Below are 13,284 nucleotides of genomic sequence, written 5' to 3'. Positions count from 1 at the left end.
CTGCGGCACCGCCGGGAGCGTCACTCGCGCGTGTCGACGACCTCAAGCCCGCCCGAGGCGTGCCTGGATCGCAGGGCCTTCTTGTCGAACTTGCCGACGCTGGTCTTGGGCACCTCCGCCACGAAGGTCCAGAACTCCGGAAGCTGCCAGCGCGCCATCTTCTCGGCGAGGAACTCCCGCAGCTCCGCTGCGCCGGCCTCCGCGCCGTCCCTGAGGACGACGGCGACCAGGGGGCGCTCGTCCCACCTGGGGTCGGGAACGGCCACGACGGCCGCCTCGGCGACGTCCGGATGGGCCATCACGGAGTTCTCCAGCTCGACCGAGGAGATCCACTCGCCGCCGGTCTTGATGACGTCCTTGGCGCGATCGGTGAGCCGCAGGAAGCCGTCCGGGGTCAAGGAGCCGACGTCGCCGGTGCGCAGCCAGCCGTCGTGGAACTTCTCCGGGTCCTCGCCGCCGTAGTAGGAGCCGGTCACCCAGGGCCCGCGCACCTCCAGCTCGCCGACGGAGACGCCGTCGTGCGGCACCGGCGCGCCGTCGGGGCCGATGAGCCGGCCCTGCACCGACGCGGGCAGGCGCCCTTGGCTGAGGCGGTAGGCGCGGCGCTCGCTTCCGGCGGCCTCGGCGGGCGGGCGGGCGAAGCTGCCCAGCGGGGAGGTCTCGGTCATGCCCCAGGCGTGCAGCACGGGCACTCCGTAGTGCTCCTCGAAGCGCTCCATGAGCGAGGGCGGGCAGGCCGATCCGCCCACCACGACGCTGTGCAGGCTGGACACGTCGCGCGGCGCCGACTCCAGCTCCTCGAGCAGCCCCTGCCAGATGGTGGGCACGGCCGCCGCGATGGTCGGGCGCTCGGCCTGGATCATGTCGGCCAGCGGGCCCGGCTGCAGGAAGCGGTCGGGCAGCAGCAGCGAGGCGCCCACCATGAGCGTGGCGAAGGGCACCCCCCAGCTCATGGCGTGGAACATGGGCACCACCGCCAGCGCGGTGTCGCCTTGGCCCACGGCCTTGCTGTCGGTCATGCACACCTGCATGGAGTGCAGGTACATCGACCGGTGGCTGTAGGCGACGCCCTTGGGATCCCCGGTCGTACCGGAGGTGTAGCACATCGCGGCGGCGTCGCGCTCGTCGATCTCGGGCCAGTCGAAGGTGTCGGGCCGGCCCGCCAGGAGGTCCTCGTAGGAGTGCACCTCCACGCCCTCGGCGGCGAGGCCGCCGGGCTCGCCGCCGGCGACGACCACGTGGCGCACGGTGCGCAGCCGCGGCAGGACCGGCGCGAACAGCGGCACGAGGGAGGAGTCCACGATGACGACGCGGTCCTCGGCGTGGTCGGCGATGTAGGCGACCTGGTCGGCGTGCAGCCGGATGTTGAGCGTGTGCAGCACCGCGCCCATGGCCGGGACGGCGAAGTAGGCCTCCAGGTGCTCCTGGTTGTTCCACTGGAAGGTGGCCACGCGCTCGTCGCCGGTGACCCCGAGTCCGCGCAGGGCGTGGGCGAGGCGGGCGGCGCGCGCGCCGACCTCGCCGAGGGTGGCGCGGCGGGGCTCCCCGCCGGTCCAGGTGACGACTCGGGCCCGGCTGTGCACCGAGGTTCCGTAGCGGACGAGGTCGCCGACGGACAGCGGAACGTCCTGCATGGTGCTGCGCATTCGCCCTCACCCTTCACGCAGTACGGACGTGACTCGTGTCACCGACGCTAGAAGGGGCGGAGCACGCGGGAAAGCATGCCGGACACATCGTTACCTGACGGTGTTAGGAGGGTTCGACCCGTGCGCGGCGATGCAGAGCCCTGAGGCAGGGCCCCTCGGGCGCAACCGCCGGTAGGCGCGGGAGTGCTCAGCCCGCGGCGGCGAGCCTGCGCGCGAACTCCGCCGCCGCGGCGCGCGGGTCGTCGGCCTCGGTGACGGCGCGCACGACGACCACGCGCCGGGCGCCGGCCGCGAGCACCCGGTCGAGGTTGGCCAGGTCGATGCCGCCGATGGCGAACCAGGGGCGCTGCGGCGCAGCCGCGGCGGTGCGCTCCACCAGCTCCAGCCCGGCAGCGGGCCGCCCCGGCTTGGTGGGCGTGGTCCAGGTCGGACCCACGCAGAAGTAGTCGACGCCCTCTTCCCGGTCGGAGGCGGCCGCCATCGCCGCGTCGCTGTTGGAGCGGCCGATCAGCGGCCCGGCGCCGACGACGGCACGCGCGTGCGGCACCGGCAGGTCCTCCTGGCCCAGGTGCAGAATGTCGGAGCCCGCGGCCAGGGCGATGTCGGCGCGGTCGTTGACCGACATCAGGGCGGCGTGGCGCTCGCAGGCGGCCCGCACGGTCTCCAGCGCGGCGAGCTCGCCGCGGGCCTCCAGGGACTTGTCGCGCAGCTGGACGATGTCGACGCCGCCGGCCAGCGCGGCGTCGAGGAACTCGGCGAGGTCGCCCCGGTCGGCGCGGGCGTCGGTGCAGAGGTAGAGGCGCGCCCGGTCCAGGCGCTCTCGCAGGCTCGCGTTCACCGGGCCAGGGTAGCCGCCGAAAGCCGGGCGCCCTCGCGCGCCCTCGCCCGCCGGGGACCGGCCGCCCCCGCGGGTGCCAACGCCCCGGGCGTGCGCGGATGCTCCTGCGGCCGTCAGAAGGCCATGGCCTGCGCGCGGCGGCGGACCTCGGTGCCGCGGTTCTCGCTCAGCGCCTCGATCGGCGCTCCCGGCAGCGTGTCGTCAGGGGTGAACATCCACTGCAGCGCCTCTTCGGTGCTGAATCCGGAGTCGGCCAGGACGGTGAGGGTGCCGGGCAACCCCTTGACGACGTCGCCGCGGGAGATGAACGCGGCCGGGACGCAGAGCTCGCCGCCGCGCCGCACGCCCAGCAGCTTGTGGTCGGCGATGAACTGCTTGACCCGGTTCGGGCTGACGTTCAGCTCCTTCGCCGCGTCCTTCAGTGTCATCCATTCACCGACGAGGGCGTCGATGTCGCTGTCGTTCTCGTTCACGCTGCCAATGTGCCACACCCGCTGCCGTGTCAAACGCCGCTGCGGCGGTGTATCGCTCTGGGCTTAGCCCGGCCTCCGCCGGGACGCCCCGCAGTGCCGGGACATCACATCTGGGTTCGCGAGGCGCCGCAGGGCACGGGAGTGCCGTCCACCAACCGCAGTTGTTCGTGCCGGGTCGGTATGGCCCGGGCCAGCCACATGGCGGCCGCGAACATCTGCGGGGCCAGGGTGCGCAGGCGCCGGTGGTACTCGGCCTGGTCGATCAGGCGCGGGAACAGGTGTCCGATGCGCTCGGGGGCGCGGCGCAGCCACCTGCGTTCGTCGTTGTAGCGCAGCAGTGCCTGGGCCACCGCGACGCAGACGAGTTCGGCGTCGGTGGGGCCGGTGGCCGCCCGCCGCGGGCACGCTGGGGCCGGGGTATGACGCAGTCGTCGAGATGGACGTAGAGTGCAGTGAGAAGGGCGTCTAGGTTTGTCTTCACACACTGATCTTGGCGCCCTTCGTCATGTCCTCGCTACGGTCACCGATTTCCCATCGACGATCTAGAATGGGTACGGACGAGAACACCCGCGGGAGCCGGGGCGGGACCCGGCTGAGAGGGAGGCTGGCGGCCTCCGACCGCATGAACCTGATCCGGGTCATTCCGGCGAAGGAAGTGGCAGCAGGACCGTGTGTGCAGCAACCGACCTCTCCTCCTCGCAGCGCACCGCCGACGTGGTCGTCGTCGGCGGCGGGCTCATCGGGCTGGCCACCGCCTGGCGGGCCGCCCGCGCCGGGCTGAGCGTGACCGTGGTGGCCGAGCCGGTCGAAGGCTCCGCTTCGACCGTGGCCGCCGGCATGCTCACCCCTGCCACCGAGGCCTCCTTCGGCGAGGAGGCGCTGATGCGCTTCGCCGTCCTCTCCCGCGACCGCTACCCCTCCTTCGTCGCCGAACTGGAGGAGGACAGCGGACTGGCGGCCGGCTACCGCGCCGAGGGCACCCTGCAGGTCGCCTTCGACTCCGACGACATGGCCCGGCTCGGCCACCTCGGCGAGCTGCGGGAGCGGCTGGGCCTGTCCACCGAGCGGCTCACCGGGCGCGAATGCCGCAGGCTGGAACCGATGCTGGCGCCGTCGGTGCGCGGCGGCTACCTGGCCTCCGACGACCACTCCGTCGACCCGCGCGCGCTGCTGGAGGCGATGCGGGCGGCCGCCGAGCGGCGGGGCGCCGTGGGCGTTCGCGACCGCGTGCGCCGACTGGTCCTCGACGGCGGCGGCCGCGCCCGCGGCGTCGTGCTCGACTCCGGCAACGAGGTCTCGGCCGGGCAGGTGGTGCTGGCCGCCGGGGTGGCCACCCCGGCGATCGCGGGAATCCCCGAGGGCGTGGTGCCGCCGCTGCGCCCGGTGAAGGGCCAGCTGCTGCGCCTGCGCACACCCGGGGGCGAGGACCCGATCGTCGCCCGCACCGTGCGCGGTCTGGTCAAGGGCTCACCCGTATACCTGGTGCCGCGCGGCTCCGGCGAGGTCGTGCTCGGCGCCACCCAGGAGGAGCAGGGCTTCGACACCCGTCTGACCGCCGGCGGCCTGTGGCAGGTGCTGCGCGACGCCCACGAGCTGGTGCCCGGCGTCAGCGAGCTGGAGGTCGCCGAGACCTGTGTGGGCCTGCGCCCGGGCTCGCCCGACAACGAACCGCTGCTGGGCCCCACCGCGGTCCCCGGCCTGCACCTGGCCGCCGGCCACTTCCGGCACGGTGTGCTGCTCGCCCCGGCCACCGGCGACGCCATGGCCGAGGCACTGACCACCGGCGCGCTCCCCGACTACGCGCGCCGGTTCGCCGCTGTCCGCGCCGCCGGCGGTCCCCCCGCCACCGCGGACGGCGGCCGCACAGAGGGAGGCGAGCAGGACCAGTGGATGTGATCATCAACGGCGAGCGCCGCGCGGTCCCACCCCGGACCACCGTGGCCGAGGTCGTGCGCTCGCTGACGCGCCAACCCGCCGGTGTCGCCGTCGCGCTCAACGACGAGGTCGTTCCCAAAGCGGGCTGGACCACCACCGAGGTCGGCGAGGACGACCGCGTCGACGTACTCACAGCTGTCCAAGGAGGCTGACGTGGCCCACACGCACACCCCGGCGAGCCCCGGGGCCGCCGGAGCTTCCGGCACCGGCCGCGAGGAGCGGCCGGACCACGGCGCGGAGGCCGGCGGGGACCCGCTGGTCATCGCCGGGCGCTCGTTCACCTCCCGGCTCATCACCGGGACCGGCGGCGCCCCGTCGCTGCGCATCCTGGAGGACGCCCTGGCCGCCTCGGGCACCGAGCTGACCACCGTCGCGCTGCGCCGGGTCTCCCCCGGCGCCGAAGGCACGGTGTGGGACGTCCTCCGCCGCAACGGCATCCGGGCGCTGCCCAACACGGCGGGCTGCTTCACCGCGGGCGACGCGCTGCGCACCGCCCGCCTGGCGCGCGAGGCGCTGGAGACCGACTGGGTCAAGCTGGAGGTCGTCGCCGACGACCGCACCCTGCTGCCTGACCCGGTCGAGCTGCTCGACGCGGCCGAGCGCCTGGTCGACGAGGGCTTCACGGTCCTGCCCTACACCAACGACGACCCGGTCCTCGCGCGCCGGCTGGAGCAGGTCGGCTGCGCCGCGGTCATGCCGCTGGGCGCCCCCATCGGCTCGGGTCTGGGCATCCGCAACCCGCACAACATCGAGCTGATCGTGGAGCAGGCGCACGTCCCGGTGGTGATCGACGCCGGCATCGGCACCGCCAGCGAGGCCGCCCTGGCCATGGAGCTGGGATGCGATGCGGTGATGCTGGCCACCGCGGTCACCCGCGCCCAAGACCCGGTGCTGATGGCCGCCGCCATGCGCGACGCCGTGAACGCCGGCCGCGCCGCCCGCCGCGCCGGGCGCATCCCCGTACGGCGCTACGCGCAGGCGTCCTCCCCGGCCGTGGACTAGGATCCGCACGCGGCCCGTCCGGCCGCCGCCGGGCGGGCGGCGGGCGGGCGGCGTGTCCGGTCTCACTCGCGGCCGCGACATTCTCGCAGTTCAGGCGCCTTTACCCGATCGCGGTCCGGCCGCGGACGACCTCAGGCGCCACCCCCGCACACACGACGCCTTACACTCCCGAGTGTGGACATGACGACTGCCGACCCTCTGGTGGGCACGACACTCGATCAGCGCTACCACGTCGAGGCACGGGTGGCCAGCGGAGGCATGGCCACGGTCTACGTCGCGCACGACACGCGCCTGGACCGCCGGCTGGCCTGCAAGGTCATGCACCCCTCCCTGGCCCAGGACCCCTCCTTCGTGCGCCGCTTCATCAACGAGGCGCACTCGGTGGCCAAGCTCTCCCACCCCAACGTCGTGCAGGTCTACGACCAGGGCACCGACCGGGGCCACGTCTACCTGGCCATGGAGTACGTGCCGGGGCGGACCCTGCGCGACATGCTCAACGCGCGCGGGCGCCTCTCGCCCGCGGACGCGGTCGAGGTCATCTCGCCGGTGCTGGCGGCGCTGGGCGCCGCGCACCAGGCCGGGCTGGTCCACCGCGACGTCAAGCCCGAGAACGTGCTGCTCACCGAGGACGGCCGCGTCAAGGTCGCCGACTTCGGCCTGGCGCGGGCGGTGGAGTCGTCACAGCAGAACACCACCAAGACCGGCACCGTCATGGGGACCGCCGCCTACCTGGCGCCCGAGCAGATCCAGCGCGGTGCCGCCGACGCGCGCACCGACGTCTACGCGGCCGGCATCATGCTCTACGAGCTGCTGACCGGGTCGCAGCCGCATACCGGCGACACCCCCATCTCGATCGCCTACCAGCACGTCAACGAGGACGTGCCGCGGCCCTCGCGCGCCGTCTCCGGGCTTCCGCCCCAGGTCGACACCCTGGTCACGCGCGCCACCGAGCGCGACCCGAGCTACCGCCCCGGCGACGCCGGCCAGTACCTGGCCCTGGTGCTGAACCTCAAGTCGGCGCTGCCGGCGGCCGATGCGGCCGATCCGGCCCACGGCGGTGCGGCCGCCCCGGCCACGGCTTCGGATGTATCCAACGACACCCTCGTCGTCGAGACGGGAGGGGCGGCCCGGGAGGAGGCCGCGCCGGCGTACCGCGGCGGCAGGGGGCGCCGCGCCCGCTCGCGGCTGGACTACCGCAGCTACCCGATGATGATCGTCGCGGGCGTACTCGCGGTGGTGCTCCTGGTGTTCGGCTGGTGGTTCCTGGTCGGCAGGTACGAGCCGGTGCCCGACGTCGTCGGCATGCAGGAGTCCGGCGCCCGCGCGGTGCTGGGCGACATCCCGGTGCAGATCGAGACCTCCGACAAGCGCGTCTACTCCGAGGAGTCGGCCGGCTCTGTCGCCGAACTGGAGCCCGCTGTCGACGAGCGCATCCTGCCCGGCGACACGGTCACCCTCTTCCTGTCGAAGGGGCCGCAGAGCGTCGAGATGCCCGACCTGGTGGGCCAGAGCGCCGGCGACGCGCGGGAGGCGCTGGAGGACCAGGGCTTCGCCGAGGTCGTCGAGCAGGAGACCGAGTCCCAGGACCAACCCGCGGGAACGGTCATCAGTACCGACCCCGAGGCGGGCGCCGACGCCGACCGCGAGCAGCCGGTGACCCTGTCCGTCAGCGCGGGGTTCGAGGTCCCCCAGGTCGAGGGGATGCAGCAGGACCAGGCGGAGACGGCGCTGCAGGACGCAGGGCTGCAGGTCTCGGTGACCGAGGAACCCAGCGAGGACGTGCCCGAGGGCGAGGTCGTCTCGCAGGACCCGCCCGGCGGCGAGACCGTGAGCTCCGGCGACACGGTCGAGATCACGGTCTCCTCGGGGCCCGATGACATCGAGATCCCCGACGTGACCGGGTGGAACGTCGTCGACGCGAAGAAGAAGCTGGAGGAGCTGGGCTTCAAGGTGAAGGTCACCAGGATCTTCGGCGGCGACACGGTCTCCAGCTACACCCCGCAGGGCACGGCGAAGAAGGACACCGAGATCGAGCTGATCGCCAGTCCGTTCGGCGCCGGCGGCGGCGGCGGACCCCCGGGCGGAGGGAACGGCCAAGGCGGCGGCCGCGGCGACGACTGACGTCAGCAGGAGCATCCGCGGCGGCCGCGCCCTCCGCGGCGTGTTCGCTAGAGTCACCCCATGATCGAGCGGGCAGAGGCCGGATCGCCGGAGCGGCGACCGATCCGCATCATGGTCGTCGACGACCACCCGATGTGGCGCGATGCGGTTGCGCGCGACCTGGCCGAGGCCGGCCTGGAGGTGGTGGCCACCGCGGGCGACGGGGCCAAGGCCCTACGCGTGGCCCCGGCGGCTCGGCCTACGGTCGCGGTCGTCGACCTGCAGCTGCCCGACATCGGAGGCGTGGAGGTCACCCGCCGCCTGCTGGCGTGCGGCGAGCCGCCGCGCGTGCTGGTGCTCTCGGCCAGCGGCGAGCAGGCCGACGTCCTGGAGGCGGTCAAGGCCGGCGCCACCGGATACCTGGTGAAGTCGGCCCAGCGCGAGGAGCTGCTGGAGGCGGTGCGCCGCGTGCACGCCGGCGAGGCGGTCTACACCCCCGGCCTCGCCGGGCTGGTGCTGGGCGAGTACCGGCGGATGGCCGCCGAGCCCGAGCCGGCCGGCGAGCCCGCGGCGCCCTCGCTGACCCCGCGTGAGACCGAGGTGCTGCGGCTGGTGGCCAAAGGGCTGGGTTACAAGCAGATCGCCGAGCGCCTGACGCTGTCCCACCGCACCGTGCAGAACCACGTGCAGAACACGCTGAACAAGCTCCACCTGCACAACCGCGTCGAACTGGCGCGCTACGCAATCGACCGGGGACTCGACGGCGACGGGTGAGCCCGGCGCTGTACGGGCGGAGGCGCCCTCAGCCGCCCTCGCGGCCGCGCGGAGTGCGGCCGCGAGGGCGGTGCCCGCATGGGCTTCCCGTCCGGCGGGGCTTCAGCCCAGCTCGGCCCAGCCCTTCGAGCGCTCGACGGCCGTGCGCCAGCGCCGGTGGGCGGCTTCGTCGCGGTCGCCGGGCTCGAAGCGGCGGTCCAGGTTCCAGGTGCGTGCGAGCTCGTCGGTGGAGGACCACACGCCTGTGGCCAGTCCCGCGAGGAAGGCGGCGCCCAGCGCAGTGGTCTCCTGCACCTCGGGCCGGGCCACGCTTACCTGGAGCTGGTCGGCCTGGATCTGGCAGAGCAGGTCGTTGGTGGACGCGCCGCCGTCCACCCGCAGCTCCGGCAGCCGGGTGCCGGAGGCGGCCGCCATGGACTCGGCGACGTCGCGGACCTCGAAGGCGATCGCCTCCAGGGTGGCGCGGGCGATGTGGGCGCGCTGGGTGCCGCGGGTGATGCCGAAGATGGCGCCGCGGGCGTGCGGGTCCCAGTCCGGAGCGCCCAGGCCCGTCAGCGCGGGGACGAACACCACGCCCCCGGAGTCGGGCACGCTGGCCGCCAGCCCTTCGGACTGCGGGGCGCTGTCGATGAGTCCGAGCCCGTCGCGCAGCCACTGCACGGCCGCGCCGGTGACGAAGATCGAGCCTTCCAGCGCGTAGTCGAGCCGCCCGTCGGGGTGCTGCCACAGCACGGTGCTGAGCAGCCCGTGGTCGGGCGCCACCGGCTCCGAGCCGGTGTTCACCAGCACGAAGGAACCGGTGCCGTAGGTGCACTTGGAGGTGCCCGCGGTGTAGCAGTTCTGTCCGAACATGGCGGCCTGCTGGTCGCCGGCGATCCCCGCGATGGGGATCCGCAAGCCGAGGAACTCCTGCGGGTCGGTCTCACCCACGACCCCGTAGGAGGGCACGACCTCGGGCAGCGCGGAGATCGGCACGCCGAGCAGATCGCACATCTCCGCCGACCACTCGCCGCGGTGGATGTCGTACAGCAGGGTGCGGGAGGCGTTCGAGGCGTCGGTGACGTGCCGGGCTCCGGCGGTCATCCGGCTGATGACGTAGGAGTCGACGGTGCCCACGACGGTCTCTCCGGACTCCACGCCGCTCCAGGCCCGCTGGTCGTTGCGGCGGATCCAGGTGAGCTTGGTGCCGGTGAAGTAGGGGTCCAGTCGCAGGCCGGTGACGTCGGTCACACGGCCTTCGTGCCCTGCCTCGCGCAGCTCGGCGCAGATGCCCGCCGTTCGGCGGTCCTGCCAGACGATGGCTCTGCGGGGCGAGTTGCCGCGCTCGCGGTTCCACAGCACCGCCGTCTCACGCTGGTTGGTGATGCCCACGCAGGTGGGCACGCTGTCGGTGGCGTCCAGGGCCGTCTGGCACGCGGCCAGGGTCGCCTGCCAGATCTCCTCGGGAACGTGCTCGACCCAGCCGGTCTCGGGGTAATGCTGGGCGAACTCCTGATAGCCGCGGGCGAGAACACCGCCGTTCTCGTCGACGACGAGTGCGGTCACGCCGGTGGTACCGGCATCGAGCGCGAGGACGGACATGGGTTGGCCTCCAGCACGTTGGGCGACTATGGTCTAGACCATGCGGACGGTGCGGGACTGAAGGCGCCGCCCCGGCTCCGATCCGCCATCCGGGGGACTTACCCCCCGGCAGGCGGCTTCCAACGCTCGGCGGGCGCCTTCCGTGGCACCGGTCACATTGTGGCCCCTGGTGTGACGGCGGACGACCGCTGTCGCCCTCTGGTCCGCACCGCCCGAACGGCGCCCCCGCGCCGGCAGAGGCGGTCAGGTTGTCCACAGGAATTCGAGGAGTGCACGCATGCGAGTCGGGGTGCTGACCGGTGGCGGCGACTGCCCGGGGCTGAACGCGGTCATCCGCGCAGTGGTCCGCAAGGGCATCAAGGACTACGGCTACGAGTTCGTCGGGTTCCGGGACGGCTGGCGCGGGCCGCTGGAGGGCGCGACCATGCCCCTGGACCGGGCGGCCGTCAGCGGGATCCTGCCGCGCGGCGGCACGATCCTGGGGTCCTCGCGCACCAACCTCATGAAGATCGAGGGCGGCGTCGAGCGGGTCAAGCAGAACATGGCCGAGCTGGGCATCGACGCCCTGGTGGCGATCGGCGGCGAGGACACCCTGGGGGTGGCCACACAGCTGACCGACCGCGGCGTCAACGTCGTGGGCGTGCCCAAGACCATCGACAACGACCTCAACGCCACCGACTACACCTTCGGCTTCGACACGGCCGTCAACATCGCCACCGAGGCGGTGGACCGGCTGCACACCACCGCCGAGTCCCACCACCGCGCGCTGGTCGTGGAGGTCATGGGCCGCCACGCCGGCTGGATCGCGCTGCACTCGGGCATGGCCGCCGGCGCCAACGTCATCCTCATCCCCGAGCGCCCCTTCGACATCGACGAGGTCGTGGCCCACGTCGAGAGCCGGTTCGAGACCAACTACGCCCCCATCCTCGTCGTCGCCGAGGGCGCCCACCCCAAGGACGGCCAGATGGAGCTTTCCGCCGGCGAGAAGGACGCCTTCGGCCACGTCCGCCTCGGCGGCATCGGCCAGCGCCTCTCCGAGGAGATCGAGTCGCGCACCGGCAAGGAGGCCCGCTCGGTGGTCCTGGGCCACGTGCAGCGCGGCGGCACCCCCTCGGCCTTCGACCGCGTGCTGGCCACCCGGCTGGGCGTGAACGCCATCGAGGCCGTCCACGACCAGGACTACGGCAAGATGGTCGGCCTGCAGGGCACCGACATCGTGCGGGTCGACCTGTCGGCGGCCACGGACAAGCTCAAGACCGTGCCGACCGAGCGCTACGAAGAGGCCGAGGTCTTCTTCGGCTGACCGCACCGCGGCGGCGCACCGGCGCGCACTCACCGCGCACCGCTCCACGGCGCGCCCCGCCGCGCCCGGCGACCCGCCGGGTCCAGCGGCCGGGGCGCGCCGTCGGCGTTTCGGAGACCCCCTGGGCCTGCGGACGGCCGCGTGCGCGGGAATCCTCCGTCGCGACCGGTCGTTGCGATGTTCGATACTGGAAGCGGCGGGGCACGGCCTCCGCCCTCCCCTCACCCGTCGAGACATCTGGGAGCCGCAGTCATGGCCGTCATGTCCGAGCCCGAGGCACTCGAAGGACGCGAGGCCCAGGCCGCCGTCCAGGAGCGGTCGGCGTCCGGACCGCACGAGCTGTGCGTGCTGATGAAGCTCGGCGAGATCGTGCTCAAGGGCAGCAACCGCAGCCTGTTCGAGCGCCGCCTGCACAACAACATCCGTGCGTCCGCGCGCGGCCTGAGCCCGATCAAGCTGACCCGGCGCGGCTCGGGAGTCGTCATCGTCCGCATGCCCGGCGCCTCCGACATCGAGGTCGCCGAACTGGCCGAGCGGATGCGCAACGTGATGGGCGTGGTGTGGGTGCACCTGGTGCGCCGGGTGCCCAAGGACCTCGACGCGGTCACCGCCACCGCCGTGCAGGCGCTGGCCGACCGCAGCGGCAGCTTCGCCGTGCGGGCCCGCCGCCGCGACAAGCGGTTCCCGCTGACGTCCTCGCAGCTCGCCGGGCACGTGGGCGCGGCGGTGCAGCAGGCCCACGGCCTGCCGGTCGACCTCAAGCACCCGCAGAACCCGGTCTCCATCGAGGTCGACAAGGACGAGGTGTTCGTCTTCACCGACGGCATCCCGGGCCAGGGCGGCCTTCCCGTGGGCATGAGCGGGCGCGCGCTGGTGCTGATGTCGGGCGGCATCGACTCGCCGATCGCCGCGCACCGGATGATGCGCCGCGGCCTGAAGGTCGATTTCCTACACTTCTCCGGCATGCCCTTCACCGGGCCGGAGTCGATCTACAAGGCCTACAGCCTGGTGCGCCAGCTGGACCGGTACCAGGTGGGCTCGCGGCTGTTCGTCGTCCCCTTCGGCAAGGCGCAGCAGCAGCTGAAGTCCTCCGGCGCCGAGCGGCTGCAGATCATCGCCCAGCGGCGGCTGATGCTCAAGACCGCCGAGGCGCTGGCCGACGACCTCAAAGCCGAGGCGCTCGTCACCGGCGACGCGTTGGGGCAGGTCTCCAGCCAGACCATGGCCAACCTGACGGCGCTGGACGACTCCGTGGACCTGCCGATCCTGCGGCCGCTGATCGGCATGGACAAGACCGAGATCATGGACCAGGCGCGGCGGATCGGCACCCTGTCGATCTCGGAGCTGCCCGACGAGGACTGCTGCACGCTGCTCACACCGCGCCAGGTCGAGACCGCCGCCAAGATCCCCGACCTGCGCCAGATCGAGAAGCGGCTGGACGCCGAGGAGCTGGCCGAGCACCTGCTGACGGTCAAGCAGCTGCACCGCCCCAGCTTTCTGGGCGACGCCGCGCCCGCCAAGGTCTGAAGGGCCGGGCGCCCGGGTACCGGCGCGCCGTTCGCGAGCGCGGTCCGGCGGTCTCCGCCGTCTCTGCGGAGACGGGCGGAGACCGCCGGACGGGACGGCCCCGGC

At 73.1% G+C, this 13,284-nt stretch carries 11 protein-coding genes, 1 pseudogene and 1 riboswitch; of the genes and pseudogenes, 7 read left to right on the top strand and 5 right to left on the bottom strand.

The features are described from left to right. Window positions 1-20: 20 nt before the first annotated feature. The 4 genes and pseudogenes from RM446_RS03050 to RM446_RS24890 form a co-directional block, all read right to left on the bottom strand. Window positions 21-1,646 carry a long-chain fatty acid--CoA ligase gene (locus tag RM446_RS03050; RefSeq protein ID WP_311543511.1) on the bottom strand — a complete coding sequence of 542 codons (1,626 nt, stop codon included), beginning with the start codon at window positions 1,644-1,646 and terminating at the stop codon, window positions 21-23. Between the two features lie 187 nt (window positions 1,647-1,833). After that, a complete protein-coding gene (thiE, locus tag RM446_RS03045) occupies window positions 1,834-2,484 on the bottom strand; it encodes a thiamine phosphate synthase (RefSeq protein ID WP_311543510.1) in 651 nt (216 codons plus the stop codon). 113 nt (window positions 2,485-2,597) lie between these two features. Continuing rightward, a complete protein-coding gene (locus RM446_RS03040) occupies window positions 2,598-2,957 on the bottom strand; it encodes an Rv2175c family DNA-binding protein (RefSeq protein ID WP_311543509.1) in 360 nt (119 codons plus the stop codon). Window positions 2,958-3,073: 116 nt separating this feature from the next. Further along, window positions 3,074-3,438 (bottom strand): annotated as a pseudogene (locus RM446_RS24890) (IS982 family transposase); the annotation flags it as partial. Window positions 3,439-3,516: 78 nt separating this feature from the next. Next, window positions 3,517-3,630: riboswitch (TPP riboswitch) on the top strand. Here RM446_RS24890 and thiO point away from each other — a divergent pair. The 5 genes from thiO (at window position 3,627) to RM446_RS03010 (ending at window position 8,768) form a co-directional block, all read left to right on the top strand. Beyond that, the gene (gene thiO / locus RM446_RS03030) at window positions 3,627-4,853 is read left to right on the top strand and encodes a glycine oxidase ThiO (RefSeq protein ID WP_311543506.1); all 1,227 of its coding nucleotides are present in this window, start codon (window positions 3,627-3,629) and stop codon (window positions 4,851-4,853) included. It overlaps the preceding riboswitch by 4 nt. After that, window positions 4,844-5,044 (top strand): sulfur carrier protein ThiS, encoded by a 201-nt coding sequence (gene thiS / locus RM446_RS03025; RefSeq protein WP_311543505.1) that lies wholly within the window; start codon window positions 4,844-4,846, stop codon window positions 5,042-5,044. Before thiO ends, thiS begins: the two co-directional genes overlap by 10 nt. Window positions 5,045-5,147: 103 nt before the next feature. Beyond that, complete coding sequence (locus RM446_RS03020) at window positions 5,148-5,894, top strand: thiazole synthase (protein WP_311543617.1); 747 nt, start codon at window positions 5,148-5,150, stop codon at window positions 5,892-5,894. A 174-nt stretch (window positions 5,895-6,068) separates the two neighbouring features. Continuing rightward, window positions 6,069-8,015, top strand: a complete 1,947-nt coding sequence (pknB, locus tag RM446_RS03015) for a Stk1 family PASTA domain-containing Ser/Thr kinase (protein WP_311543504.1) — start codon at window positions 6,069-6,071, stop codon at window positions 8,013-8,015. A 60-nt stretch (window positions 8,016-8,075) separates the two neighbouring features. Beyond that, window positions 8,076-8,768, top strand: coding sequence for a response regulator transcription factor (locus RM446_RS03010; RefSeq protein WP_311543503.1), 693 nt, complete (start codon window positions 8,076-8,078; stop codon window positions 8,766-8,768). A gap of 102 nt (window positions 8,769-8,870) precedes the next feature. Here the strand turns inward: RM446_RS03010 and glpK are convergent, their stop codons facing one another. Further along, on the bottom strand, window positions 8,871-10,349 hold the full coding sequence (gene glpK / locus RM446_RS03005; protein ID WP_311543502.1) for a glycerol kinase GlpK: 1,479 nt from the start codon (window positions 10,347-10,349) through the stop codon (window positions 8,871-8,873). Window positions 10,350-10,626: 277 nt separating this feature from the next. On the opposite strand from glpK, the gene RM446_RS03000 reads away from it, so the two are divergent. Together RM446_RS03000 and thiI are read left to right on the top strand one after the other, a co-directional pair. Beyond that, window positions 10,627-11,652 carry a 6-phosphofructokinase gene (locus tag RM446_RS03000; protein WP_311543501.1) on the top strand — a complete coding sequence of 342 codons (1,026 nt, stop codon included), beginning with the start codon at window positions 10,627-10,629 and terminating at the stop codon, window positions 11,650-11,652. A gap of 252 nt (window positions 11,653-11,904) precedes the next feature. After that, window positions 11,905-13,179, top strand: a complete 1,275-nt coding sequence (gene thiI / locus RM446_RS02995) for a tRNA uracil 4-sulfurtransferase ThiI (RefSeq protein WP_311543500.1) — start codon at window positions 11,905-11,907, stop codon at window positions 13,177-13,179. Window positions 13,180-13,284: the final 105 nt, after the last annotated feature.

Source organism: Streptomonospora wellingtoniae (assembly GCF_031845375.1).
Classification (GTDB): Bacteria; Actinomycetota; Actinomycetes; order Streptosporangiales; family Streptosporangiaceae; genus Streptomonospora; species Streptomonospora wellingtoniae.
This window is presented reverse-complemented; position numbering and strand designations above follow the sequence as displayed.